We start from the raw sequence: 22536 nt of genomic DNA, 5'->3' as shown, positions 1-22536 counted from the left end.
TTGCTACATGCGATTTAATATCGTTCGCTTAACTTCAATTATCAGCGACAGGAATTGCTCTCTTCTTTCCCTGAGAGCATTTATTTCATCCATGCAGTCATCACGATTAAGGCGGCAAATAATTAACTGGTTACCTTCTGGAAAGTCCGCGCAATAACTAACGAAATCCACCCAATCACGCTCAGAGCAATCAAGGTGCCCGACTAATTGCCAGCGATATGAAGGATCGAAATTACCGCGCTGCAATGTGGCGTAGTGGGTGGGGGCGATAACAGATTTAATTTCTATAACGCCATCACTGCCTACCAATCCGTCAGGGCTGTCACCGTATGTTTCGTGGTCAAAGAAACCGCCGTTATCCACGCCGATGAAGCTCATATCTTCATACAGCATTCTGGCTATCGGTTCCTGCTCGTGACCGCGCTCCATGTGCTCATTAGAGAAGCTGAATTCTGACTTGCATCCTTTAATTTGCTCCAGCGCTATCTGTAGCGCATAACGCTTTGCCGGGTCGCCAAACGCTTTCCCAGCGTTAGCCATTATTAACCCAAAATTGGACGCCGTGGCCTTTCCTACGCGCAGCGCTTCCCATTCCTCGGTGTTCTGCTGGATGTCATGCCAAATCATGCAGCCGCCTCCCCGCATTCAGCTATAAGTTGCTGTCTGTGCTCTTCTGACATATCCATGCGCTCAAGCACCTTGCGCAAGTCACCATCGCGCTTATAGGCTGCCTTGGCGTTATTCCATGCCTGAATAGATGCAGGAGTCAAAACTGGCTTGGTGACGCGTGTAGGGCTTATCCGTAGCCCCTCAACTGAGCTATTTCCGAAACGTACCTTTGTATCGACATATACCGTCACTCGCGTTCCTGCCCAGTCTTCAATGTACGGGGAACCAGTAAGCGCTTTCATCGTCTTGCTGTTCGTCGCATTGAGAATCATCGGCTTCAATTTCTCGCCAGGGCGCAATTCCTTCTCCGCGAAATATGCTGTGTTAAAGACATCCTTTGTCTTCTTTGTCTTGTCTGTTTCGAGCGTTACTTTCGCTATCGTCAAAACTGTTGGTTCAACAATGTCGGCACTGCTGAGATAAGGCGAATCGAACGCCTTTCTGTAGTGCGTCTTGGCCTGCTCGTTCATGCTGCATCCTCCCCGTTTTTCATTCGTAGCCAAATTTCCGTGGCGTATTCGTATTTAGCCAACTGCTGCACAAATCCATCCGTGAATACTTCAAGTGCTATTTGCTGGTCTGCAAAATCAGAAACCATGTCAACGACGCAGCTATCAACACCTGCCATATTCTTCATGGCTTCGAATATGTGTGATTGCTTGATGCGTTTGTCGATATACGAATAACCTTCGTTAACAACATCCAAATCTGCATCAGATAATTTAGAGACAATATCCTGAATCTCTTTTATGCCTGCGTCGTTGATTATCATGGTTGGCCTCGCTGATTAACCGTTGCAATAAGCTGCTCGAATAACCGTTGCAGCCAGCTTTTTGGCGTAAATGATGCACTGCTGAGAGTATTTTTCTTCTGGTGCTGGATTGTTTTAATTGCGTCGAAACCTGAGCTACCCATAGGGATAGCCACGACATTGGTATATGCCATTGGGTAACTCCTGATTGATTAGTATGTGATTTTGGTGTGGTCTTGCGAACGTTTTTGATTAAAATCAAACAACTAAATGTTATCCATTCGTCTGTGTTTGTTTTTTTTATCTATCTTGATATTGTTATCCCTCCCCATAAATTAAAAGGAAATAAAAATGAATTTCTATCCAGATCCGCCAGAAAATGATTTGAAATCAGTTCAAGAAATTCTCGCTGAGGAAAATGAAAACAACCAACATAATGTTGGAATTGAAGATATTTGGATGGATTTCCCTGGTACGTATTATGCTGCTAAGAACGATGTGGGTAAAGTAGTAGCAGCGGCAGCCGTAGCCAGTCATGATGAACTGTATAAATTATATGTAATACCAGAAGCTAGGAAAAATGGTATAGCTGAGGATTTCGTTCTTCACCTAATAGGTCAAATAGCAGAACCTGATGGAGATGGATTGTTTGTGGAAATGACTAATAAATCATTGCCTTTCTGGGACAGAACCATAAAGAAACATGAATTACGTTTTAAAATATATGAGGGACAACCAAAAATTGAATTGTGGTTAAAGTGATTTATATTATTTTAAAGATGGCGGATTTTAGCCATCTTAATCTAATTACTTAATGGTTTTGGTTTTATTAAATTCAATTGTTAAACTTTATTTAAATGAGATTCCTATTGTTGGTGTGGCTATTCTTGTTTCTCGCCGCAAATGGGGCAGTAGGACATTTTCAGGTTTGTTTCGAGGCGGGTTAAATTCTTCGCTGGCGTACCGTCTTTTTTCTTTGCGCGATACGCTAATTTATATTTCATCATCACAATCAGTGTTCCGGTACTAAAAGAAAGACAAGTGTTTTCCCATCCAGTATCAAATCCTTCGTGAACCTCGGAGCCTTCTGGAATATTCTCCATCAGGCGGTGCTTTAACTTGTCGCCAATCAATTTAAGACATTCACACATAATCACCTCGCACTAATATTTTCAGATTTACGATATCCCGCCTTAAACAAACTCACTTGCGGCAAACAACAGTTGTCCATGTCGTCATAAACCGGTGTGTCACGGGCTATGAGAGCCTTGTCTACGCGGTTCATTGCTTTCCTGCTGAGCGAAAGAGTAGGGCGTAATGCCTACTTACCTTTCGTTGAACTGATGCCAACCAGCAGGGGATTAGCTGCTTTCCACTCTGCCTGCTTAGCTGCGCGAGATTCGCGGCGGCGTTCTTGTGCGTTCATACATCCTCCCGTCAGTTAGCTTTGGTGGTGTGGTACGGTGACCATTGTTTCGGCTCGACTTCACTCGTTTGCCGCTGGTGCTACGCTCGCCTATGGCTGTGCGCTGGTCGCTTCCAGGTGCTTATGCACCACACCCCAAAGCTTTCTGCTTTGAATGTTTGCGCTTCTTCAGCGCCAAATGTTAAGTGGGCTGCTTTCCGTGCCCGGTTACTGCCTCAGCTTCCTGCTGTGAGATAAATTTAAGACTTCTTAAATGATGGTGTAAGTTTTATTTTGAAGAAAACTTAAAATATTTTCTAAGCTATTAAGATGACTTGAAATTTAGTCAATAAAAAAACCCAGCTATGGGCTGGGCTTGTGTGGTATGGGGTTATCGCTTTCGCCTGTACCTTCGATGCTCGATCATGGTACCGATGATTCTGATGGGGGTCTCATCTGATCTGACCGTTGGGTAGTCGTCATTGAGCGGAGTTAACTCAAACACGTCCTTGCCGTTTATAACGCCGCGAGGTCTGTATTTTTTGAATATGGCCTCTTCTTGTCCGTTCTTCGCAACAACAAAATCACCAGGTATTGGAATGACATCAGGGTCAATGATTACCGTGTCTCCCTCGGAGAAGTCAGGCAGCATTGATTTTCCCTTGATCACCAGAGCAAAAGCAGATGCCGATAATTCTAAATTGGTCTGCAAAAAGTCAATGCCTCCATCAACGGATCGGATGGTACATTCAGCAGTCCATGCTCCGGCTTGTACATAGCTTATGATTGGCACAAGGCGAGAATCAACAGCCGCAAGCTCTACGTTAGATACGGAATCCTCTCCGTACAATATAAATTCAGGAGAGCACTGAAGCTCTCTAGACAGCGATATAAGGCTATCTCCATTTGGGCTGGTCTTATTGTCTTCCCACTGAGAAATAGCGCTACCAGACAATCCTATGCGGCTGCCTAACGATGCTTGTGTTAGTCGCAGATCTTTGCGGCGTCTGCGTATGCGTTGACCGATGCTTTCACTCTTTATCATTAAGTAATCTTAAAACCATTTGACTTAAGTTTCCTGCTGATTGATAATTTAAGAACTCTTAATAAAAAAGGAATGTGGACATGCGCAAGCAAGACGTCATTGCCCACTTCGGGAGTGGCAGAGCGGTTGCAAAAGCCTTGGGCATTAGCGATTCGGCTGTTTCCCAGTGTAAAGACTTAATCCCTGAAAAAGATGCATATCGCATTCAGGTGCTGACCGAAGAAAAATTGCAATACCGGCCGGAAATCTATCGTCTAGCCGCATAGCCTAACCGCTCTTAAACATCACGCTCTGAAGAAGAGCATATCCAAAACAAACACGAAACAACGTGGCCTAGCTGCGGCTTTGTCACGTCTAACAACACGGAAAATATTACTGAATGGACAACGCAAAAACACGCAAATCTGCTCTGCAAATTGAGAGCACTTTACTGAACAAAATTGCTGTGAAAGGGGTAAGCGCTATTGCTGAGGCAGTGGGCGTAAATCCATCACAAATTACACGGTGGGAAGAAACGCTGATACCGCGCATGAGCATGCTTCTGGCGGTATTGGAGTGGGGAGTTAACGACGACGAGCTGGCGCATTTGGCTAAGCAGGTTGCGCTGTTGCTCATAAAGAAAAAATCCACCGTTGGCGCGGTGGATTCGGAACAACTAACAATCGATTTCTAGGACAAATTATGAAGGAAAGACCAATTATTTTCAACGGCGACATGGTTCGGGCGATTTTGTCTGGGCAGAAAACGCAGACGAGGCAGGCTGTCGCCAATGTCCGCCCAGACAACTGCCTGACTTTACGCAAGCCGACAAAAACCAAAAGTGGGGGGCATACGCATGTTCTGGACGCACCTCAACATTGCCTTTGCCCGTTTGGCAAAGTTGGCGATCGATTGTGGGTGCGCGAAGCATGCCGGGCGAAAGAACTTGAATCAGGTCTGGATGTTGTCTGCTATCCAGCAGATCAAGCAGAGACGCCCATTAAAGCCCATCCGCTTGATGCTGGCCTATGGATTGACTTGTACCGCTATCGTGGTGGGAAAGGGAAGTTAGTTCCATCAATCCACATGCCTCGCTGGGCCAGTCGTATCACGCTGGAAATCACTGGTGTGCGCGTTGAGCGGTTGAACGATATCAGCCAAGAAGATGCTCAGGCCGAAGGAATGGAGTTGACCGGCTGGCGACCAACTTACGCAGATCCTGATAGTGGCGGTGAAGTTTGTACGCCTTACGACAATTTTGCAGAGTTGTGGCAATCCATCTACGGCGCTGAAAGCTGGGACGCCAACCCATGGGTATGGGTAATCGAATTTAAGCGCATGGAGGCCACCGCATGAACACTGCTGAGGTAATCAAATCCCCCGGTCCTGAGCCGGGACAATTCAGGAGCAACCGGATGGAGAACCAGAAAAGCGGTTTCATCCCGTTGTACCGGAGTATCAGGAAGAAATCATGGGCTAAAGACGTGTTCCTGAGAACGCTGTGGGAAAACATCTTGATGGATGCAGCCAGAAAGCCATACACAGCGAATTTCAAAGGCCATGTATGGCAACTCCAACCCGGTCAACTGGTGGTGACAGCGGCTGATTTAGGGCTGCAATTGTGTGACAGAAAAGGCAAGCCAATAAGCCGGGACGCAGTAGAGCGGATGCTATCTGTTTTTGTGCGAGAGGGAATGATTTCTATCGACGGTGAGAAGCAAAAAGGCAGGGTGATCACCATCCTGAATTATGCCGAATATGCCGGAAAAATAGACAATTTACCCGCACATGATGCCGCACATACAACCGCACATGATGATGCCAGTATTGGCGCGGCTTTAAAGTCGGCACCCGCACATGAAGCCGCACATACTCCCGCACAACATGAACAAGAAGGTAATAACAACAATATAAATAATAAACCCCCTTTATCCCCCTTGGAGGGGAAAAAAGCGAAGAGGGCAACGCAATTCCCCGATGACTTTTCTCCCACAGTAAAACACCAAGACATGGCAGCCAAGCTGGGTGTAAATCTGCAAGACGAGTTCGAATCATTTTCCGATTACCACCGCTCGAAAGGGTCAACCTTCAAAGACTGGGGGTTGGCGTTCAATACGTGGCTAAGGAACGCGGTCAAGTTTGGCAAGCCATCGACAAAAGCTCGCAGCGTTGCCAGACCTAGCCGACCAATGAACCACATACCGGAGGGCTTCACAGGATGAGCGATTTAATTCGACGCCTACAGGCCGCCATGCCAGCAGGTATCAAACCAAAGTTCACGACTCCGGAAGAGTGGCAAGCGTGGCAACTGGAGCAGGGCCGGAAGGATTCGGAGCGCATCGCTGAACTGAACCGCGTTAACCGTCTGCAAAAAATCCTTGGTCGCTCTGGCATTCAGGAGCTTCACCGCGCCTGTTCATTCCAGAACTACAACGCAGAGTTACCGGGGCAGCGTAACGCACTGGACAAGGCCAAGCGGTACGCCAGCGAGTTCGGTAGCCGGTTCGGTGGGTTCATATTCAGCGGCGGCTGTGGCACTGGCAAGAACCATCTGGCGGCGGCAATTGGTAATCACCTGCTATCGAAAAACAAGTCGGTGCTGGTTGTTACGGTGCCTGACCTGATGATGCGCTTTCGTGAGACGTATCAGGACGGCGCGAAAGTGTCAGAGGCTGACCTGATGAACGACCTGTGCAACGTTGACCTGCTGATTCTGGACGATATCGGTGTGCAGCGCGGCAACCAGAACGAGGAAATAGTCTTGTTCCAGATTGTCGATCGCCGCCTGTCTGCAAAGAAGCCTGTAGGCATGTTGACCAATCTCGACGTGGAAAAACTCACTGCGCTACTGACCGAGCGGATAATGGACAGGATGCGAATGGACGGCGGCATGTGGATTAACTTTGACTGGCCCAGCTATCGGAAAAATGTCAGGTCAGGGCCAACCAATCTGGAGGAGTAGATGAGAGTAAAACTGAATTATGAAGATGGCACGTCGGAAGTAATCGATGGCGTTAGTCCTCCCGGAGTAATAGACCACGGCGAAGGGGATGCGCATTTTTTCATGGATGGAAATCTCTTCACGGCTTATCAGGTCACTGGGTTAGAAAGTCACGAGGTGATTACCGAGGAAGCCACAGCATGACTAACGAAATCCCAGGATGCCGAGCAGACGGCACATGCAAAGAGTGTAATCACTATAAACAAACAGGAATAGGCGGCGCGAGTTTGTGCGCGAGAAAAGTTAAAGGGGTGAATAGTGGATCTATTCAAAATTGGCGATCCGGTTTATTACGATAGGTTCCCTGGAACTGAGCCGCCATTAGAGTGCGTTGTTATCGGATATGAAGAATATTTCGAACATGTATACATATGGGTGAAAGGTGATTCTGAATTTCCCTATCGATGCCCAATGAGAAAATTAACACCAAGAGATTTGGAGGTGAAGAGTGAAAGTGAAAACAAGTGAGTTGACGGAAAAGGCGCTGGATTGGGCTGTGGCTAAAGCCATAGGCCAAAAGGTTGATGACGATGGCGATAATGGGTTCCTATGGTTGCGAGAGGGCGCAGAGTGGGAGCTATGGAACCCATCATATGACTGGGAGCAGTGTGGACCACTGATTGAGAAATTTCACGTAGATGTAAATTACTTTAAAGATGGTGATTGCGTGGCGCAGCCATATGGATCACCAAAGTATATGGATCATATTGACCCAAAAATCGCCATATGCCGCGCTGTAGTAGCCTCAGTGCTAGGTGATGAAATCGAATTACCGGAGGGCTTGCAATGAGTGAGTGGGCGGAATATCTAAATACTGGCCTTGCTCTTCTTGGGTGGCTTTACATCATGGTCAAGGCTGGCGAATGGTTAACTTCCACTGTTTTAAAAAAATGGTGTAATCGTCGCAAAGAAAGCCGCAAACAGAAAGCCGTTAACGAGCTATACGACGCATTTCAACTTGACCAGATAAAAGACGGGCAGACACTGAAAGTGACCACGAAAGGAAGCCTTACAATCATGATGGTTAGGAGCGAAAGGCCATGATTTACCTGTGTTTATCTGAACTAATAGGCTCGCTAATAATCGCGGGCCTTATTTTTTCCCGGAGGATGTGATGATTATTCCAGAGAACGAAAATTGCTACGGGTTAGTAGTCGAAGATTTAGGCGACATGCTGACTATCGGTGATGACGGACTGGCTATTGATACAGAACAGGCGCAGCAACTAATTGTCGTGCTGCAACGTTGGGTTGATAACGAAGATATCGAGGATTAGTCATGAGCACAGAACAGATGCGCATTGAGTTTGAAGAGTGGGCAAACAATAACGGTTGGTCAGTCAGGCGCGGAACGGATTTATGTTATGTATATGAAAGAGTTGATCTGATGTGGTCTGCTTGGCTGGCCAGCCGCGCGGCGCTGGTGGTGGAGTTGCCAGAGGGTGATTTGGTCTATTCGACAGCAACAGACACCTACGGGGAAGATGGTTGCGTGATGCTACCCGTAGATACTGCCATCCATGCTATTCGCGCAGCCGGCATAACAGTGAAGGAGGGGGGATGCTCTCAGGATTATTCCATTTCATCAAAGAAATCTCATGCAGGCATTGCTATGTCGAAGTGTGGGATGGAGTCGTGGCTGATCGGTTCGGCGGTGAGATTGGCTACTGGCGCAAGGTATGCACAAAGTGCGGGAGAGTTGAACAATGAAAAACCGATACAGAGTAATACGCGGCGTTGATGGGTTTTACCTCTCACAGATAAAGCGTTGGTGGTTTCCTTTCCGCTGGTCAAGCTTGTCGTTTGGCGTTGAAAGTCTCTGCAAGGATAGAGGGCAGATAGATCGCTACAAAAACCCGAGGGTATGTTACGAGGAGTGATTATTGAAACAGGTCTATCACCTAATAGAGCAAGCCCGTAAACAGAACGCCATCAGCTTTATCCAGCAACTTCCCACCGATTCAGATAAGCCACTAGTCGTCACCGTCGAAGAAAGAAAGCGCACGCTTGAGCAGAATTCGAGGCTTTGGGCCACTCTGCGCGACATCAGCGAGCAGGTCGTTTGGTATGGGCGAAAGATGGAGTCTGAGAGTTGGAAACACATCTTCACTGCCGCATTAAAGCGACAGGAAACGGTGCCGGGAATTGATGGCGGCTTTGTAGTGCTTGGTCAATCAACATCAAAAATGCGAGTCAGTGAGATGCGAGACCTTATCGAGCTAATGAACGCGTTTGGCGCGGAGCATGGCGTTAGGTGGAGCGAAGAATCACGGCTGGCTATCGAATGGGCTACACGATTCGGAGACAAAAAGTGAAAGAAGAGCAACTAAATCACATCCGCGTACGGCTGAAAGCAATGCTCGCCAATGACTACCCATTACTCCGCAAAGACATGATGGATGAGTTTGGCGTTAGCGCTCGTGTGATATGGAAAGTCACAACCCAAATGAAGAATTTTGGTGAAGTTTATTGCACTGCAGGCAAGGGATTTTTCCCTGACGAGCGAGCTTATCAGGAATGGCTTGAGCATCAGCGGGAAGAGAAAGAGGTCAGGGAGCAATACGGTCTACGATTCGTCAAAAACTCAATCGGGAACCGGATATTCGACTTAGCGCGAAAATCACCGGTGTATCACTTCGATAATTTACTGCGCGGGGTGCGCCATGGGACAACGTGTTAGCCCGACATATTTAGTCTGTGAACGCCTCAAGATACAGCCCACCAAACGAAGCAGAAATAAGCCCAAGCCAATCCCAACCGAAAGCGAAGTCCAGACATTCGATTATGCCTACGGACTCCAAAAGGCTATGTGGGACAGAACCAGAAGCAGGAGAGCCAGATGAGCAAATACGACCGACGCGTAAAAGACATCACAATCGACGTATACGACGTCCTGAAGGCATTTAACGTCACTTGCCCTGCGTTACAGCACTTAATCAAGAAGGCGCTGTGTGCTGGCCTGAGAGGGCATAAAGACCGCGAGCAGGATTTGGACGAAGTGTTGCAATCAGCACAGCGAGCAATCCAGCTTCATCGAGAGGATATCGACAATGCAAACGGACTATGAGCAGTACGAGCGGGAAAGTGTTGGCCGCGCTGGTTACTGTCCATGCGGCCGGCAGATGAAACCAGATGAAGCGCATGTGTGTGATGAATGCGCCAGGCTGCTTTTAGAGGGCGAAGTAACTGAGAGAGTGAGGATAGAGAATGGCGAATCTTAGGAAAGAAGCCAGAGGGCGCGAGTGTCAGGTTAGGATTCCGGGTATCTGTAACGGCAATGCTGAAACCGTAGTGCTGGCGCATTACCGAATGTCTGGCATATGCGGCACAGGGATGAAGCCTGATGACCTTTTCGGCGCGTGGACATGCTCATCATGCCATGACGAGATAGACCGCCGTACACGCCTCACGGACGCAGATAGCGCACATCTGGCACACCTTGAAGGTGCGATCAGGACACAGGCCGTTTTACTGGCAGAGGGGAAGATAAAACGATGACTGAATATCACCTCAAATTGCCGTGGCCGCCAAGCCTAAACACTTACTGGCGACACGCACGACACAGGCACTACATCAGCGAGAAAGGCAAAGAGTACCGACAAAGCATCATCCAGATAATCCAGCAGCAAAACCTCGACATCAACACTCCCGCAAGACTGAAAATTTCCATCATCGCCAACGTTCCAGACAAACGACACCGTGACCTCGACAACCTGCAAAAAGCGGTTTTCGATTCGCTCACGCACGCCGGTTTCATGCTGGACGACGAACAGATAGATGACTTCAGGGTAAGGCGCGGCGAACGAGTGAAGGGCGGCGGTCTGGATATCGTCATCACTGAGTTGGAGGGCGCATGAAGTTATCGAAAAAACAGCGTGAAGAATTGCGCATGAAGTTCGGCGGCAGGTGCGCTTATTGCGGTTGTGAGCTTCCCGAAAAGGGATGGCATGCGGATCACGTCGAGGCTGTACACCGAAAGCTGGAGATTGACGAAGAGGCAAGAGCAAAAGGCCGCTGGAAGCTAAAACAGACCGGCGAATCTTTCAGGCCAGAAAACGACACGTTGGAAAACCTATTCCCAGCCTGTGCACCTTGCAACCTGTTTAAGTCTGTATTCGACATTGAGGAGTTCAGGCGGCAGATAGCCTTTCAGACGGGTAGGGCATTGAAGTCGTTCGTCAATTTCCGCACGGCTGAGCGCTTTGGGCAAATACAGATAACACCGTCACCCATCGTGTTCTGGTTCGAAAAGTACCAGCGGGAGGATGCCGCATGAAGCTGATCTCTTACACCCTGAACCTCTTCACGCCCATCACCCCCACAGTCCAGCCAACGCATTACCAGAGCTGGGATGCAACGCCTCGGAGGAAGAAATGCCAATCGCAGAACTGAATCTAACGAAGCCTCAGCACGACTGGGTCAACGGATGGTTAGAGTTGTGGGGTGCCTGGGTTTACTCGGGCAGATTGGAAAAGAGACAAAGCAGTGTGATCGCTCAGTTCATGGAGAGAGTAGAGCCAAGCAGGGTAATGAGTAGGCCCATGTGCAACGATGATGACGGGATGTTGATTTCTCAGGTCGTGGATTCCGTCATGGTCATTGACACAAGGGCGCTCGGCATTCTGCTTAGTTACTACGCTCACGGTTCATCTAAGCGAGCAATTGCATCGTACTATCACAAGACCGCAAGGCCACGCAAAATCGATAAGGGTAGGTTGGGGGAGGGATGGCGCAAGCCATCAGAGGAAACGTGCAGGAAGGAGGTTGCGCAAATCCTAAATGCCAGCTTGTTCATCTTGTACGAACCTCTGCAAAATGCTTTCAAAAGTCGCAAACGTGTAGAGAAAATCAAACATGTTGCTTGAAGGTGCTTGACACGGTTTACCCATTTACCCATACTTATACCTAAGCTGCCGTTAGTGACTCTTAAGTTGCTGCGGCGCTATTTGTGGTGAGAATCCACTCAGATGTACCGTTAAGCGAGCGGATAAATCGTTAGCTGGTTCTCCCAGCCAAACCGCCTGAAAGGGGCGGTGCCAATTCAAGTCCTGGCCTTCCCGCTGGGTTTTTTTTCGTATCAGGTTCACCGCGTGAACAACTTATAGCTGAGTCGGTCATTTGTGTTGGGCCAATCATCAAGTTATTGTGTGTATTGCTGGTATTAAGTTCGCCATGGTTATAAATTGGGCTGCGTAAACGCTTGGTTTTAGTAGCTCAGCCCGATGGAGTGCTTTGATGATCGATAAAGTAAAAGTATGTGATGGGAACATCTTGACGTTACCAGATGAATTTAAGAGAAAGCTATTTGGCATGCTCGATCGTCCTGATGTTTCTGCGATAAGGCTTGGGCGAACTGGTAAAGGAATTCAGCCGAACTACCAACTCGTTCACCATGATGGCTCCGTAACAACAATCGATGGTTCTAACCATTTGAAGTACACAGGAAAGGATCAATTTATTGAATCGAACCTGCATGAGGCTTTAACCCGCAATGATATTACGAGAATGATACTCAGCGGAAAATAATTAGCCTTTAAGTAACCTTTCCAAGCCCTGACCATTGCTGGGGCTTTTCACATCGAGGCGCACTCAGGGGCCAGCGATATAAAATCCAGGGAACGTCTGAGCACCCAATCACGGATAGTGTGCGGGTGAATGCTATTCAAGCCACTGCTAACGCGGTGGCTTTTCTATTTGGCGGATTCATCAGGTGATGGCGTGTGTTTTGGGGCTCACGTTCGTAGGTTCAATTCCTTCATTCGCCACCAAATTTCAGGCTGCGCTATTGCGTGGCCTTTTTTATTTTCTGCACACAGCGAGGCTCCCGTGAAGATACCTGAAATTATTAAAACGGGGTTCGTTAGCTCATCCCCGTGGTTATTGGCATTAGTTTTCCTGTCATACGCAGGCGCTGAAATTAACTCCCGCATTAACTCTGCTGCATACGCATATCCCCGGGCTGTTGTCTCTTACGGTCTGGCTAACGCCAAGACTGATGATGAGGTGATCGCAACGGTGGAAACATGGAAGCGTGATGCATGGGGCGCTCAGATTGGGGCGTTGCGAGTGCTCTGCGAAAACGACCGGGATTACGTGAATAGCCTCGGTGGTTCTGATGTGGGTGCGCGGGTATGCAGGATTACAAAATGAGCGAAAGCAATGTCGGCTTTTGGGCTGACCTACTCAACGGGCTAAAAAGCTCGTGGCCGCAAATTTTCGGCGCTGGTCTGGCTGCCATCATCTGCTACGGACGCCTGATTTATGACGGCACTGACCGTAAGAATCGTTGGATTGAAGGTGTGCTTTGCGGGGCCCTATCGCTAGCCATCTCCAGTGCTCTCGATGTTGTTGGCCTGCCGATTACCATGTCACCTTTTATCGGTGGGATGGTTGGATTTATCGGCGTTGAAAAGCTGCGAAATATCGCTATAAACGCAATCAGTCGTCGTGTAGGTGGTGAAGATGAACATCAGCCCTAAAGGTATCGACCTGATAAAGAGCTTTGAGGGCTTGCAGTTGAAAGCCTACCGCGATTCTGTTGGCGTGCTAACCATCGGTTACGGTTGGACACAACCAGTGGACGGCAAGCCGCTTCGTGATGGAATGGTAATCGATAAACCCACTGCTGAGCGCCTGCTGAAAACTGGCGTGGTTAAGTACGAGGATGCAGTAAACAAGCTGGTGAAAGTGAAAATTACCCAAGGTCAGTTTGATGCATTGGTCAGTTTCGCCTATAACCTCGGCACCCGATCGCTTTCGACATCAACGCTTCTGCAAAAACTGAATGCCGGTGATTCTGCTGGCGCTGCCGATGAGTTCCCGAAATGGAACAAGGCTGGCGGCAAAATCCTTCCTGGGCTGGTTCGTCGTCGGGAGGCGGAACGGACTCTGTTCTTGTCATGAGGCCGTATCTCTACGCTGCTCTTGTTGCCCTGCTTGGCCTGCTGTCATTCGGCGTCTACTACTACCACGACGCATACAGCGATGCATCCAAAGATTTGAAGCTAGCTAACGCCACAATAAGCGACATGCAAACCCGTCAACGCGATGTTGCTGCTCTTGATGCCAAATACACTGGAGAACTCGCAGATGCTAAAAGCAAGCTGGCTGATTTGCAGCGCTGTGTTGCTGCTGGCAAGTGCGGGTTGCGCGTCAACGTCGTCAAGCAAGCCACCGCCACCCCCGGCGTGGATGATGCAGCCAGCGCCCGACTTACTGACACCGCTACAAGGGATTATTTCACTCTCCGAGAGCGAATCGAAACCATCACAAAGCAACTGACCGGATTGCAGCAATACGTCCGTGAGCAGTGCTTGAGGTGAGAATATGGCAGATGTCCGTGCATTCCCAATATCAAATGAAGAACGCATGAAGCGCCTGATCATCTCCATGTTCAAGGCTGGTGATTACACCACCCCAAGATTCAACTTCCATTACCACTTTGCTATCGGTACTGGCGTAGTCGTGCTGTACAGTGTTGAGATTGCTTCAATAATGAATGAGTAACCCCGTGAGGATGGTGATTCAATCTTGGCAGCCGGAAAGACGGAAGTAGCTGCGCAACTCTGTGAAGAAGTGGCAAGGCTGCGAATAAACCAACATTAACTAAAGGTGAAACGATGAATTTCGGACAAGCACTGGAAGCTGTTAAGAGCGGCGCAAAGATTTACCGTGAGGGCTGGAATGGCAAAGGTCAGTTCGTTATCAAAGCTGGCGGCTACACGGTAAGCGAGGCTCGCCCCGGCTCTGATTATGCTAAAGCTGGCATTACTGGTGAGTTCACCATTCAGCCGCATCTCGACCTGAAAAACGCGCAAGGTCACATGCAGCCGGGCTGGGTGCCGTCACAAGGCGATCTGTTCGCCGAGGACTGGTTAGCAACACCAGTTTGATTTATAAAATTCTGCAAATGCTGCCTTTCTGGTGGCATTGGCAGAGTTTTATATAGATATCCCACCATGCCGGTATCCCGATTTACGGGGCCGGTATTTTTATTTGTAGAGGAATATTCTAAATGACCGAATTAGTAAGCGGCAGTGTGGTCGGCTCAAGCATCAACCTTTCACCCTCTCTCACCCCGCAACAATCAACTCGCCTCGAATTACTGCGCCTTGTCATGAACGACACGGCAGCAGCACAAGCGGCGATTGAATTTGTCGGCGATGACCTGTTGAAGCTGGAACTGTTTAAAGACCAATACAAACTGGCAACGACTGAGCGTGAGGTTGTGGCTCGCACATTCAAGGCGATTCAGGATGCTAAAGAGGCTCTGGCGCCATTTAGCTAGGGGGGGCTGCATGGCGATTTACAAGGGTAGGGTAACAGCCATACCTGGCGATACTGGCCCGGCTAATTCTCTTTCTGTCGGAACCGTCATCACATTACCGGCTGGTAGTAGTGCAGCGGCAGCCATCACCGGAACGCCACCATCACAAATACTTAACTTGGGCATCCCTCAAGGTGGGAAAGGTGATGATGCAGCGCCGACTACGATATCGGTCGGAACCATATCAACCTTACCCGCTGGTTCATCTGCCACCGCTTCAATATCTGGCACAGCACTGAATTACACGCTTAACCTTGGAATTCCTGCTGGGGCACCAGGAACAGGAACGGCTGGTCCAGCTAACGCGCTGACTATCGGCACGGTGAGCACGCTTCCTGCTGGTAGTTCTGCAGCGGCGACGATAACCGGTACATCGCCTAACCAAACACTAAATATCAGCATTCCGGTTGGTAACACTGGAGTAGGTTTATCGCCAGGCGCTCCCGCTTCGATATCTACCACGTTCGGAACTGCCACGCGACCTACTGACACCACGAAGCCATACAAAATATCAGTGATGATTGATGCGGTTTACTCCGTGACTATTGCTGGCACTGTGGCTGACACATGCGAATTGTGGATAGGGCCAAATGCAACCGTTGGTGGTACTGGCTGGGTTAAGGCTGAATCATGGCGAGGTTCGCTGACTGGCATCCTCACTCTTGTTGGTGCCGGTGTTGGAATGCGTAGCCCGATGTCTGCCTTGGTTCCTGCTGGATGGTATTTCTCTGCTCGTCGCATATCTGGAACCACTGCAACAATCACCGAGGCGTATGTAACGCTGCTGACTTAACGGAGGCTGACGTGAGCACACAAAATCAAACTGTCGGTACTGATTGGATTCAGATATCAGACGGCACAAAAATAGTAACTCTCCAGATGCTCAACGATGGTTGGGCATTTTTATTTGACTCACCCACTAAGCCTGCTGCTAACGCAATGGGCCACATGGTTGAAGACTTCATGACAATCACACCACCTACCGTTGCATGGGTTAGAGCAATCGGTGGAACTGGCGGAACATCTGTCGATATCGCAGTAAGTTGAGGTATGTATGGCGGCACCAAAAGGCAATCGATTCTGGGAGGCCCGTAGTAGTCATGGGCGTAATCCCAAGTTTGAATCGCCCGAGGCGCTGTGGGAAGCCTGCTGCGAGTATTTTTCATGGGTGGAAGCTAATCCGTTATGGGAAATGAAAGCGTTCGCATATCAGGGTGTAGTAACTCAAGAGCCTATCGCCAAGATGCGAGCGATGACGATTATTGGGCTATGCATTTTCCTTGATATCGACCGTTCAACATGGTTGGCATACAAAGCAAAGGAAGATTTTTCCATCATCACCACGCGAGCGGAAGAAATCATCTACGACCAGAAATTCTCCGGCGCTGCTGCTGACCTACTTAACGCAAACATCATTGCCCGTGACCTGGGCCTCAAAGAACAGTCGCAGGTTGAAGACGTGACACCTGATAAGGGAGATCGCGGCAAGCGGCTTTCTCGAATTCAGGAGCTTTTACGTGGCAAACGCAGCGACGATTGATATCGATGAGCTAACGGAAGACGAGCAGATAGAATTGCTCGAATTACTGGAAGAAGAAGAGAACTACCGCAAAACCCATCTGCTTTACGAATTCACCCCTTACAGCAAGCAACGAGAGTTTATCGACGCAGGGCATGATTACCCTGAGCGTTGCTTTATGGCAGGCAACCAGTTGGGGAAATCCTATACCGGGGGCGCAGAGGTCGCATTTCATCTCACCGGGCGCTATCCCGGCACGAAAGGTTATCCAGATGATGGACTGTATGGCGAAGAATGGAAGGGTAAGCGCTTCTATGAGCCGGTTGTATTCTGGGTAGGTGGCGAGACTAACGAAACAGTAACGAAGACTACACAGCGCATTCTGTGCGGCCGTATCGAAGAGAACGACGAACCCGGCTACGGTTCAATCCCGAAAGAGGACATCATTAGCTGGAAGAAATCGCCATTCTTCCCGAACCTTGTCGATCACCTGCTTGTTAGGCATCACACGGCTGACGGCATTGAAGATGGCATGTCTGTCTATCTGCTACTTCAAGCCATACTCGCAAGGCCGCGCCCGTTGGCAGGGTGACACGATACACGGTGTGTGGTTTGACGAAGAGCCTCCATATCCCATCTACAGCGAAGGGCTGACGCGTACAAATAAATATGGTCAGTTCTCCATCCTGACGTTTACGCCCCTCATGGGTATGTCTCAGGTTGTAGAAAAGTTCATCAAGAACCCCAGCAAGGCTCAGAAGATGGTCAACATGACTATCTATGATGCCGACCACTACAGCGATGAGCAGAAAGAGCAGATCGTCGCCTCTTACCCAGAACATGAGCGTGAAGCCCGTGCGCGTGGCATCCCGACAATGGGGAGTGGGCGCATCTTCCAGATACCGGAAGAGACAATTAAGTGCCAGCCATTCGAATGCCCGGATCACTTCTACGTAATCGACGCTATGGACTTCGGCTGGGATCACCCACAGGCTCAGGTTCAAATGTGGTGGGATAAAGACGCCGACACAATCTATCTCGCTCGCGTGTGGAAGGACAAAGAGAAAACAGCGGTTCAGGCATGGGGCGCTGTCAAGTCATGGGCCAGCAAGATACCCACGGCGTGGCCTCACGATGGTAATCAGCACGAGAAGGGTGGCGGTGAACAGCTTAAAGCGCAATATGCCGATGCTGGTTTCATGATGCTTCCTGAACACGCTACATGGCCTGATGGCGGAAACGCCGTTGAGCCTGGAATAACCGAACTCCGCGACATTATGCTTGATGGCAGATTCAAAGTGTTCAACACCTGTGAACCATTCTTTGAAGAGTTCCGCCTCTATCACCGCGATGAAAATGGAAAGATAGTCAAAATCAACGATGACGTGCTGTCTGCCATTCGCTATGGCTACATGATGCGTCGCTTTGCCAAGCTGATGCGTGACATCAAGAAGCCGAAAGAAAAGAAAATCCCCGCACCGATTAAACCAGTTTCCCGAGGAAGATAATGGCTGATAACGAAAACAGGCTGGAGAGCATTCTGTGTCGATTTGACGCAGACTGGACAGCCGGAGACGAAGCCAGAACCGAGGCAAAGAACGACTTGTTTTTCAGTCGGGTCAGCCAATGGGATGACTGGCTAACGCAGTACACAACCCTACAGTATCGCGGACAGTTCGACGTTGTGCGCCCGGTGGTTCGTAAGTTGGTTGCTGAGATGCGACAGAATCCAATTGACGTGCTTTATCGCCCCAAAGATGGCGTTAGTCCTGATGCGGCGGAAACGCTGATGGGGATGTACCGTACTGACACACAAAACAACTCGTCAAAGATATCTGTAAACGTAGCAGTTAGAGAGAGTGTCGAGTGTGGCGTAGGTCACTGGCGGCGGGTCACTAAGTACGAAGACCAGAATCCGACGAGCAACAATCAAATCATTCTGCGTGAACCTATCCACTCCTCTTGCTCCTGCGTCATATGGGACAGCAACAGCAAGCAGATGGACAAGTCGGACGCGAAGCATTGCACGTTGATCCACTCGATGAGTAAGGGCGGCTGGGAAGCATTTGCGGAAGAGCATGGACTAGATAGCAAAGAACTCCCGTCATTCCAAAGCCCGAACGAATGGGTGTTCCCGTGGCTGACGCAAGACACGATTCATGTGGCTGAGTTCTACGAAGTAGTGCGCAAGAAAGAGACAGCATTCATCTATCAAGACCCAATTACTGGCGAACCTGTTGCGTATTACAAGCGAGATATCAAGAAAGTTATCGATGATCTTGCCGACAGGGGAATGGTTAAGGTTGCGGAGCGCCAAATTGAAAAATGTCGCGTGTATAAATCCATCGTCCCATATTTTGGTGAGTGGGGATTTGTTGAGAGCAAGGAAGTGTACGAGGGTGTTGTTAGGCTGACAAAAGACGGTCAGCGCCTGCGCAACATGATCATGTCATTCAACGCCGACATTGTTGCACGTACGCCGAAGAAAAAGCCTTTCTTCTTTCCGGAGCAGATCGCAGGTTACGAGCACATGTATAGCGGGACGGATGACTATCCGTATTACCTCATCAACCGAACAGACGAAAACAGTGGGGATTTACCGCTTCAGCCAATTGCGTATTACGAAAACCCGGAAGTGCCACAAGCCAATGCCTACATGCTTGAAGCTGCAACCAATGCGGTCAAAGAGGTTTCTGCTACAGGTGTAGATGCAGAGGCGGTAAACGCTAATCAGGTCGCTTTCGAGACGGTTAATCAGCTAAACACCCGCTCAGACCTTGAGAGCTTTGTGTTTATTGACAACCTCGCAACGGCAATGCGACGTGATGGTGAAATCTACGCGTCAATGGCTAATGACATTTACGACATTCCGCGCAAAGTTCGGATCACCTTGGAGGACGGCACTGAAAAAGAAGTCATGCTCATGGAAGAGGTTATCGACTACGCCACTGGTGAAAAGACTGTGCTGAATGATATCCGTGGACGGTTTGAGACATATACGGATGTCGGCCCGTCATTCCAGAGCATGAAGCAGCAGAACCGCTCAGAGATTCAGGAGTTGCTCACGAAAGTTCCTCCTGGCACCCCTGAGTGGCAAATGCTCCTGCTTCAATACTTCACGCTGCTAGACGGCAAAGGCGTAGAGATGATGCGCGAGTATGCCAACAAGCAACTTGTGATTATGGGGCTGAAGAAACCTGAGACACCGGAAGAAATTCAGATGGTGCAGCAGGCACAACAGCAACCACAAGAACCATCGCCAGAGCAGACGCAGGCGCAAGGAGTTCTCCTGCAAGGTCAGGCTGAATTGCTCAAGGCGCAGAACCAGCAGATGCAAATCCAAGTCGATGCGGCGAAGGTCGAAGGACAGAACCAGCTTAACGCTGCCAAGGTTGCCGAAATATTCAACAACATGGATCTGGATAAGCAAGCCGCATTCCGTGAGTTCCTATCACTCATGGGTAAATTCCAACAACAGAACAGCGATGACGCCAGAGAAAACGCTGAGCTACTTCTCAAAGGCACTGGACAGCAGCATCAACAGCGGCTGGACATTGCCAACATCCTGCAATCGCAGAGACAAAATTCACCTTCCGGCAGCGTAGCCGAGTCACCTCAATAAGAGAGAGTTAATCATGTCCGATACCACCGAAATTCAGGCAACTGAAGGCCAACCCCTGCACGTCGATAACGCGGCGGCAACCGCAGTCGATACAGCGTCAAATGCCAACGACGCACAGTCGCAGGATGCAGGCTTTGAGATTGTCCTGAAAGACGATGAGAGCAAGCCTAAACAAGACCCAGCAACCAACGCACAATTTGCACAGCGTCGCCTTGAGCGCAAACGTCAACGTGAGTTTGAGCAACATACTGATGCTGTAAAGCGCGGTGAATTGCCGGAGAACCTACGGGTTAACCCTGAATTGCCAGCCCAGCCCAACGCAAGCGACTTTTTCACCGAGGAGGCGCTAGCCAAGTACAACTATGACCAAAACCAAGCCCTTGCAGCCTATCAACAGGCTAATAGCGAGTGGCAGTTGAAGGCCATGGATGCACGCAGCAATGCGGTAGCGGAGCAGGGCAAAAGGGTTCAGGAGTACACCCAGCAGTCAGCGCATTACGTCGAAGCAGCCCGTAAACACTATGACGCGGCGGAAAAACTCAACATCCCTGACTATCAGGAGAAAGAAGACGCATTCATGCAAATTGTCCCGCCGCAGGTCGGTGCGGACATCATGCGCCTCTTCCCAGAGAAATCCGCCGCGCTCATGTACCACCTGGGAGCCAACCCAGAGAAAACCCGCCAGTTGCTGGCGATGGACGGACAGCTTGCGCTGATTGAATTGGCCCGACTATCAGACCGTTTAACTCTCAAGCCTCGCGGGACTCAGGTTTCATCCGCGCCTCCGGCTGACCAATCCATTACAGGTGATGTGACGGCGGCTAACACCGATGCCATTCGCAAGCAAATGGAAACGGCGGCAAGTAAAGGCGACACGGCAGCCTATCGCGCCCTCAAGGCAAAACTTAATAAAGGATCACGATAATGGCTTTGAATGAAGGTCAAGTAATCACTTACATGGTCGATGAAATTATTGAGACCGTGGAAAATCTCACGCCGATGGCACAGCGCGTCGGTAAATATCAACCAATGAAAGAAGACATGCAGCGGTCACAAAACACCGTATGGATGCCTCTGGAGCAAGAAGCTCCCACCATGCAGGGCTGGGATTTGACCGGTCAGGCCACTGGCATTCTGGAACTGTCCGTTAAGTGCAATATGGGCTTTCCTGATAACGACTTTTTCACCCTCCGAGCCGATGATGTTCGTGACGAGCGCTCATTGCGCCGCCGCATTCAGGCATCTGGTAAGAAGCTGGCTAACAACGTTGAAACCGCTATTGCCAAACAGGCGGCAGAGATGGGTTCTCTCGTTGTTACCAGTGCAAGCCCTATCGGCTCATCCACTACCGGGTGGAATTTCATTTCAGAGGCGGAAGAGCTGATCTTCTCCCGTGAATTGAACCGTAGTTCTGGCCTGTCCTTCTTCTTCAACGGTAAGGATTATCGCGGAGCCGGACAGGATTTGACCGGAAAGGACTTTTTCGGGCGCATCCCTGAGGACGCATATAAAACCGGCACCATTCAGAAGCAGGTTGCTGGCTTCAATGATGTTCTCCGCTCTCCGAAAATGCCACGCCTGACGGCATCAACTGCAACCTGCATCACCGTTAGCGGTGCACAGAAATTCCAGCCACAGGCATGGATTGCTGACACTGACGGCAACCGCGAAAACGTTGATAACCGCGTCGCTACTGTTGTGTTGTCCTCAACAACTGGCTTCAAGCGCGGTGACAAAATCAGCTTTACCGGCGTTAAGTTCCTTTCTCAGATGGCTAAAAACGTGCTGACGCATGATGCCACCTTCTCGATCACCCGCGTAATCGACGCAACTCATGTGGAAATTACGCCAAAACCAATCGCCCTGGATGATGCCGCGCTGACGAAGGAGCAATTGGCCTACGCCAACGTCAACACATCGTTAGCCAATACGATGGTTGTGAATATCCTGAACACCACCACGGCAGAGACCAACGTGTTCTGGGCTGATGATTCCATTCGCTTGGTTTCGCAGCCGATCCCAATCAATCACGAGTTGTTCTCTGGCATGAAAACCCAGAGTTTCAGCATCGATAGCGTTGGTCTGAATGGTGTTGTCGCCTATCAGGGTGACATCAACACGTTTGCTGGTAAATGCCGTATCGCACTGTGGTATGCGCCTACCGTTGTTCGCCCGGAAGCGATTGGCGTTGGATTGGCAAGCCAAGCGTAACCACTCTCA

39 protein-coding genes, 1 tRNA gene and 2 pseudogenes are annotated in these 22536 nt (G+C 49.5%); 35 read left to right on the top strand and 7 right to left on the bottom strand.

What is annotated here, in order from left to right:
* Window positions 1-3: 3 nt before the first annotated feature.
* From K6K13_RS11265 to K6K13_RS11250, 4 genes are read right to left on the bottom strand one after another with little or no spacing between them, the layout of a single operon-like run.
* Window positions 4-627: a lambda exonuclease family protein gene (locus K6K13_RS11265; protein WP_222160854.1), complete on the bottom strand. Its 624-nt coding sequence runs from the start codon at window positions 625-627 to the stop codon at window positions 4-6.
* Window positions 624-1139, bottom strand: a complete 516-nt coding sequence (locus K6K13_RS11260) for a hypothetical protein (RefSeq protein WP_222160853.1) — start codon at window positions 1137-1139, stop codon at window positions 624-626. Before K6K13_RS11260 ends, K6K13_RS11265 begins: the two co-directional genes overlap by 4 nt.
* The gene (locus K6K13_RS11255) at window positions 1136-1441 is read right to left on the bottom strand and encodes a hypothetical protein (RefSeq protein ID WP_222160852.1); all 306 of its coding nucleotides are present in this window, start codon (window positions 1439-1441) and stop codon (window positions 1136-1138) included. Before K6K13_RS11255 ends, K6K13_RS11260 begins: the two co-directional genes overlap by 4 nt.
* Window positions 1438-1614 carry a hypothetical protein gene (locus tag K6K13_RS11250; RefSeq protein WP_222160851.1) on the bottom strand — a complete coding sequence of 59 codons (177 nt, stop codon included), beginning with the start codon at window positions 1612-1614 and terminating at the stop codon, window positions 1438-1440. Before K6K13_RS11250 ends, K6K13_RS11255 begins: the two co-directional genes overlap by 4 nt.
* Window positions 1615-1771: 157 nt before the next feature.
* Between K6K13_RS11250 and K6K13_RS11245 the strand changes: the two genes are divergently transcribed.
* Complete coding sequence (locus tag K6K13_RS11245; RefSeq protein ID WP_222160850.1) at window positions 1772-2182, top strand: GNAT family N-acetyltransferase; 411 nt, start codon at window positions 1772-1774, stop codon at window positions 2180-2182.
* A 119-nt stretch (window positions 2183-2301) separates the two neighbouring features.
* On the opposite strand, the gene K6K13_RS11240 is transcribed toward K6K13_RS11245, so the two are convergent.
* The 3 genes and pseudogenes from K6K13_RS11240 to K6K13_RS11230 form a co-directional block, all read right to left on the bottom strand.
* On the bottom strand, window positions 2302-2571 hold the full coding sequence (locus K6K13_RS11240) for a hypothetical protein (RefSeq protein WP_222160849.1): 270 nt from the start codon (window positions 2569-2571) through the stop codon (window positions 2302-2304).
* A 2-nt stretch (window positions 2572-2573) separates the two neighbouring features.
* Window positions 2574-2846, bottom strand: a pseudogene (locus K6K13_RS23220) (transcriptional antitermination N peptide).
* A gap of 370 nt (window positions 2847-3216) precedes the next feature.
* Window positions 3217-3870, bottom strand: a complete 654-nt coding sequence (locus K6K13_RS11230) for a LexA family protein (protein WP_222160848.1) — start codon at window positions 3868-3870, stop codon at window positions 3217-3219.
* An 80-nt stretch (window positions 3871-3950) separates the two neighbouring features.
* Between K6K13_RS11230 and K6K13_RS11225 the strand changes: the two genes are divergently transcribed.
* The 34 genes and pseudogenes from K6K13_RS11225 (at window position 3951) to K6K13_RS11055 (ending at window position 22527) form a co-directional block, all read left to right on the top strand.
* A complete protein-coding gene (locus K6K13_RS11225) occupies window positions 3951-4136 on the top strand; it encodes a Cro/CI family transcriptional regulator (RefSeq protein WP_222160847.1) in 186 nt (61 codons plus the stop codon).
* Window positions 4137-4249: 113 nt separating this feature from the next.
* Entirely contained in the window at window positions 4250-4543 is a 294-nt protein-coding gene (locus K6K13_RS11220) for a CII family transcriptional regulator (protein ID WP_222160846.1), read from the top strand.
* Window positions 4544-4551: 8 nt separating this feature from the next.
* Entirely contained in the window at window positions 4552-5205 is a 654-nt protein-coding gene (locus K6K13_RS11215; protein ID WP_222160845.1) for an ASCH domain-containing protein, read from the top strand.
* 59 nt (window positions 5206-5264) lie between these two features.
* Window positions 5265-6071 carry a replication protein gene (locus K6K13_RS23215; protein WP_252120476.1) on the top strand — a complete coding sequence of 269 codons (807 nt, stop codon included), beginning with the start codon at window positions 5265-5267 and terminating at the stop codon, window positions 6069-6071.
* Entirely contained in the window at window positions 6068-6811 is a 744-nt protein-coding gene (locus K6K13_RS11205; protein WP_222160844.1) for an ATP-binding protein, read from the top strand. Before K6K13_RS23215 ends, K6K13_RS11205 begins: the two co-directional genes overlap by 4 nt.
* On the top strand, window positions 6812-6994 hold the full coding sequence (locus K6K13_RS11200; protein ID WP_222160843.1) for a hypothetical protein: 183 nt from the start codon (window positions 6812-6814) through the stop codon (window positions 6992-6994).
* A gap of 304 nt (window positions 6995-7298) precedes the next feature.
* A complete protein-coding gene (locus K6K13_RS11195) occupies window positions 7299-7640 on the top strand; it encodes a phage protein NinX family protein (RefSeq protein WP_222160842.1) in 342 nt (113 codons plus the stop codon).
* The gene (locus K6K13_RS11190) at window positions 7637-7894 is read left to right on the top strand and encodes a DUF4752 family protein (RefSeq protein WP_222160841.1); all 258 of its coding nucleotides are present in this window, start codon (window positions 7637-7639) and stop codon (window positions 7892-7894) included. The genes K6K13_RS11195 and K6K13_RS11190 overlap by 4 nt, the downstream gene beginning before the upstream one ends.
* Window positions 7895-7964: 70 nt before the next feature.
* Entirely contained in the window at window positions 7965-8126 is a 162-nt protein-coding gene (locus tag K6K13_RS11185; RefSeq protein ID WP_222160840.1) for a hypothetical protein, read from the top strand.
* Between the two features lie 2 nt (window positions 8127-8128).
* Window positions 8129-8590, top strand: a complete 462-nt coding sequence (locus tag K6K13_RS11180; RefSeq protein ID WP_222160839.1) for a phiTE_015 family protein — start codon at window positions 8129-8131, stop codon at window positions 8588-8590.
* Window positions 8591-8732: 142 nt separating this feature from the next.
* Complete coding sequence (locus tag K6K13_RS11175; protein ID WP_222160838.1) at window positions 8733-9164, top strand: recombination protein NinB; 432 nt, start codon at window positions 8733-8735, stop codon at window positions 9162-9164.
* Window positions 9161-9529, top strand: coding sequence for a hypothetical protein (locus tag K6K13_RS11170; RefSeq protein ID WP_222160837.1), 369 nt, complete (start codon window positions 9161-9163; stop codon window positions 9527-9529). The genes K6K13_RS11175 and K6K13_RS11170 overlap by 4 nt, the downstream gene beginning before the upstream one ends.
* Window positions 9513-9692 (top strand): NinE family protein, encoded by a 180-nt coding sequence (locus tag K6K13_RS11165; protein ID WP_222160836.1) that lies wholly within the window; start codon window positions 9513-9515, stop codon window positions 9690-9692. Before K6K13_RS11170 ends, K6K13_RS11165 begins: the two co-directional genes overlap by 17 nt.
* Window positions 9689-9916, top strand: coding sequence for a hypothetical protein (locus K6K13_RS11160; protein WP_222160835.1), 228 nt, complete (start codon window positions 9689-9691; stop codon window positions 9914-9916). The genes K6K13_RS11165 and K6K13_RS11160 overlap by 4 nt, the downstream gene beginning before the upstream one ends.
* 140 nt (window positions 9917-10056) lie before the next feature.
* A complete protein-coding gene (locus tag K6K13_RS11150; protein WP_222160833.1) occupies window positions 10057-10347 on the top strand; it encodes a DUF1364 domain-containing protein in 291 nt (96 codons plus the stop codon).
* The gene (locus K6K13_RS11145) at window positions 10344-10706 is read left to right on the top strand and encodes a RusA family crossover junction endodeoxyribonuclease (protein ID WP_222160832.1); all 363 of its coding nucleotides are present in this window, start codon (window positions 10344-10346) and stop codon (window positions 10704-10706) included. The genes K6K13_RS11150 and K6K13_RS11145 overlap by 4 nt, the downstream gene beginning before the upstream one ends.
* Window positions 10703-11125, top strand: a complete 423-nt coding sequence (locus K6K13_RS11140) for an HNH endonuclease (RefSeq protein ID WP_222160831.1) — start codon at window positions 10703-10705, stop codon at window positions 11123-11125. The genes K6K13_RS11145 and K6K13_RS11140 overlap by 4 nt, the downstream gene beginning before the upstream one ends.
* Window positions 11126-11222: 97 nt before the next feature.
* A complete protein-coding gene (locus K6K13_RS11135; RefSeq protein ID WP_222160830.1) occupies window positions 11223-11714 on the top strand; it encodes an antiterminator Q family protein in 492 nt (163 codons plus the stop codon).
* Window positions 11715-12084: 370 nt separating this feature from the next.
* Window positions 12085-12375 (top strand): hypothetical protein, encoded by a 291-nt coding sequence (locus K6K13_RS11130; protein ID WP_222160829.1) that lies wholly within the window; start codon window positions 12085-12087, stop codon window positions 12373-12375.
* 170 nt (window positions 12376-12545) lie between these two features.
* Window positions 12546-12617: transfer RNA gene (locus K6K13_RS11125), tRNA-OTHER, on the top strand.
* A gap of 58 nt (window positions 12618-12675) precedes the next feature.
* Entirely contained in the window at window positions 12676-12999 is a 324-nt protein-coding gene (locus tag K6K13_RS11120; RefSeq protein ID WP_222160828.1) for a hypothetical protein, read from the top strand.
* Window positions 12996-13328: a phage holin, lambda family gene (locus tag K6K13_RS11115; protein WP_222160827.1), complete on the top strand. Its 333-nt coding sequence runs from the start codon at window positions 12996-12998 to the stop codon at window positions 13326-13328. Before K6K13_RS11120 ends, K6K13_RS11115 begins: the two co-directional genes overlap by 4 nt.
* A complete protein-coding gene (locus K6K13_RS11110; RefSeq protein ID WP_222160826.1) occupies window positions 13312-13752 on the top strand; it encodes a lysozyme in 441 nt (146 codons plus the stop codon). Before K6K13_RS11115 ends, K6K13_RS11110 begins: the two co-directional genes overlap by 17 nt.
* Window positions 13749-14171: a lysis protein gene (locus tag K6K13_RS11105; RefSeq protein ID WP_222160825.1), complete on the top strand. Its 423-nt coding sequence runs from the start codon at window positions 13749-13751 to the stop codon at window positions 14169-14171. The genes K6K13_RS11110 and K6K13_RS11105 overlap by 4 nt, the downstream gene beginning before the upstream one ends.
* A 4-nt stretch (window positions 14172-14175) precedes the next feature.
* Window positions 14176-14355, top strand: a complete 180-nt coding sequence (locus tag K6K13_RS11100; RefSeq protein WP_222160824.1) for a hypothetical protein — start codon at window positions 14176-14178, stop codon at window positions 14353-14355.
* A 113-nt stretch (window positions 14356-14468) separates the two neighbouring features.
* Entirely contained in the window at window positions 14469-14741 is a 273-nt protein-coding gene (locus tag K6K13_RS11095) for a DUF2829 domain-containing protein (RefSeq protein WP_222160823.1), read from the top strand.
* A gap of 122 nt (window positions 14742-14863) precedes the next feature.
* Complete coding sequence (locus K6K13_RS11090) at window positions 14864-15136, top strand: DUF2560 family protein (RefSeq protein WP_222160822.1); 273 nt, start codon at window positions 14864-14866, stop codon at window positions 15134-15136.
* A 10-nt stretch (window positions 15137-15146) separates the two neighbouring features.
* Complete coding sequence (locus tag K6K13_RS11085; RefSeq protein ID WP_222160821.1) at window positions 15147-15968, top strand: hypothetical protein; 822 nt, start codon at window positions 15147-15149, stop codon at window positions 15966-15968.
* 11 nt (window positions 15969-15979) lie between these two features.
* The gene (locus K6K13_RS11080; protein ID WP_222160820.1) at window positions 15980-16222 is read left to right on the top strand and encodes a hypothetical protein; all 243 of its coding nucleotides are present in this window, start codon (window positions 15980-15982) and stop codon (window positions 16220-16222) included.
* Window positions 16223-16229: 7 nt separating this feature from the next.
* Window positions 16230-16715: a DNA-packaging protein gene (locus K6K13_RS11075; RefSeq protein WP_222160819.1), complete on the top strand. Its 486-nt coding sequence runs from the start codon at window positions 16230-16232 to the stop codon at window positions 16713-16715.
* Window positions 16693-18202, top strand: a pseudogene (locus K6K13_RS11070) (terminase large subunit domain-containing protein). Before K6K13_RS11075 ends, K6K13_RS11070 begins: the two are co-directional and overlap by 23 nt.
* The gene (locus K6K13_RS11065; protein ID WP_222160818.1) at window positions 18202-20316 is read left to right on the top strand and encodes a portal protein; all 2115 of its coding nucleotides are present in this window, start codon (window positions 18202-18204) and stop codon (window positions 20314-20316) included. Before K6K13_RS11070 ends, K6K13_RS11065 begins: the two are co-directional and overlap by 1 nt.
* Window positions 20317-20329: 13 nt before the next feature.
* Window positions 20330-21241, top strand: a complete 912-nt coding sequence (locus K6K13_RS11060) for a scaffolding protein (protein WP_222160817.1) — start codon at window positions 20330-20332, stop codon at window positions 21239-21241.
* Window positions 21241-22527 (top strand): P22 phage major capsid protein family protein, encoded by a 1287-nt coding sequence (locus tag K6K13_RS11055; protein WP_222160816.1) that lies wholly within the window; start codon window positions 21241-21243, stop codon window positions 22525-22527. The genes K6K13_RS11060 and K6K13_RS11055 overlap by 1 nt, the downstream gene beginning before the upstream one ends.
* Window positions 22528-22536: the final 9 nt, after the last annotated feature.

The sequence above is a fragment of the Symbiopectobacterium purcellii genome (genome assembly GCF_019797845.1).
Classification (GTDB): Bacteria; Pseudomonadota; Gammaproteobacteria; order Enterobacterales; family Enterobacteriaceae; genus Symbiopectobacterium; species Symbiopectobacterium purcellii.
Note: the sequence above shows the minus strand (reverse complement) of the source record. Positions and strands in the feature narration are given on the sequence as shown.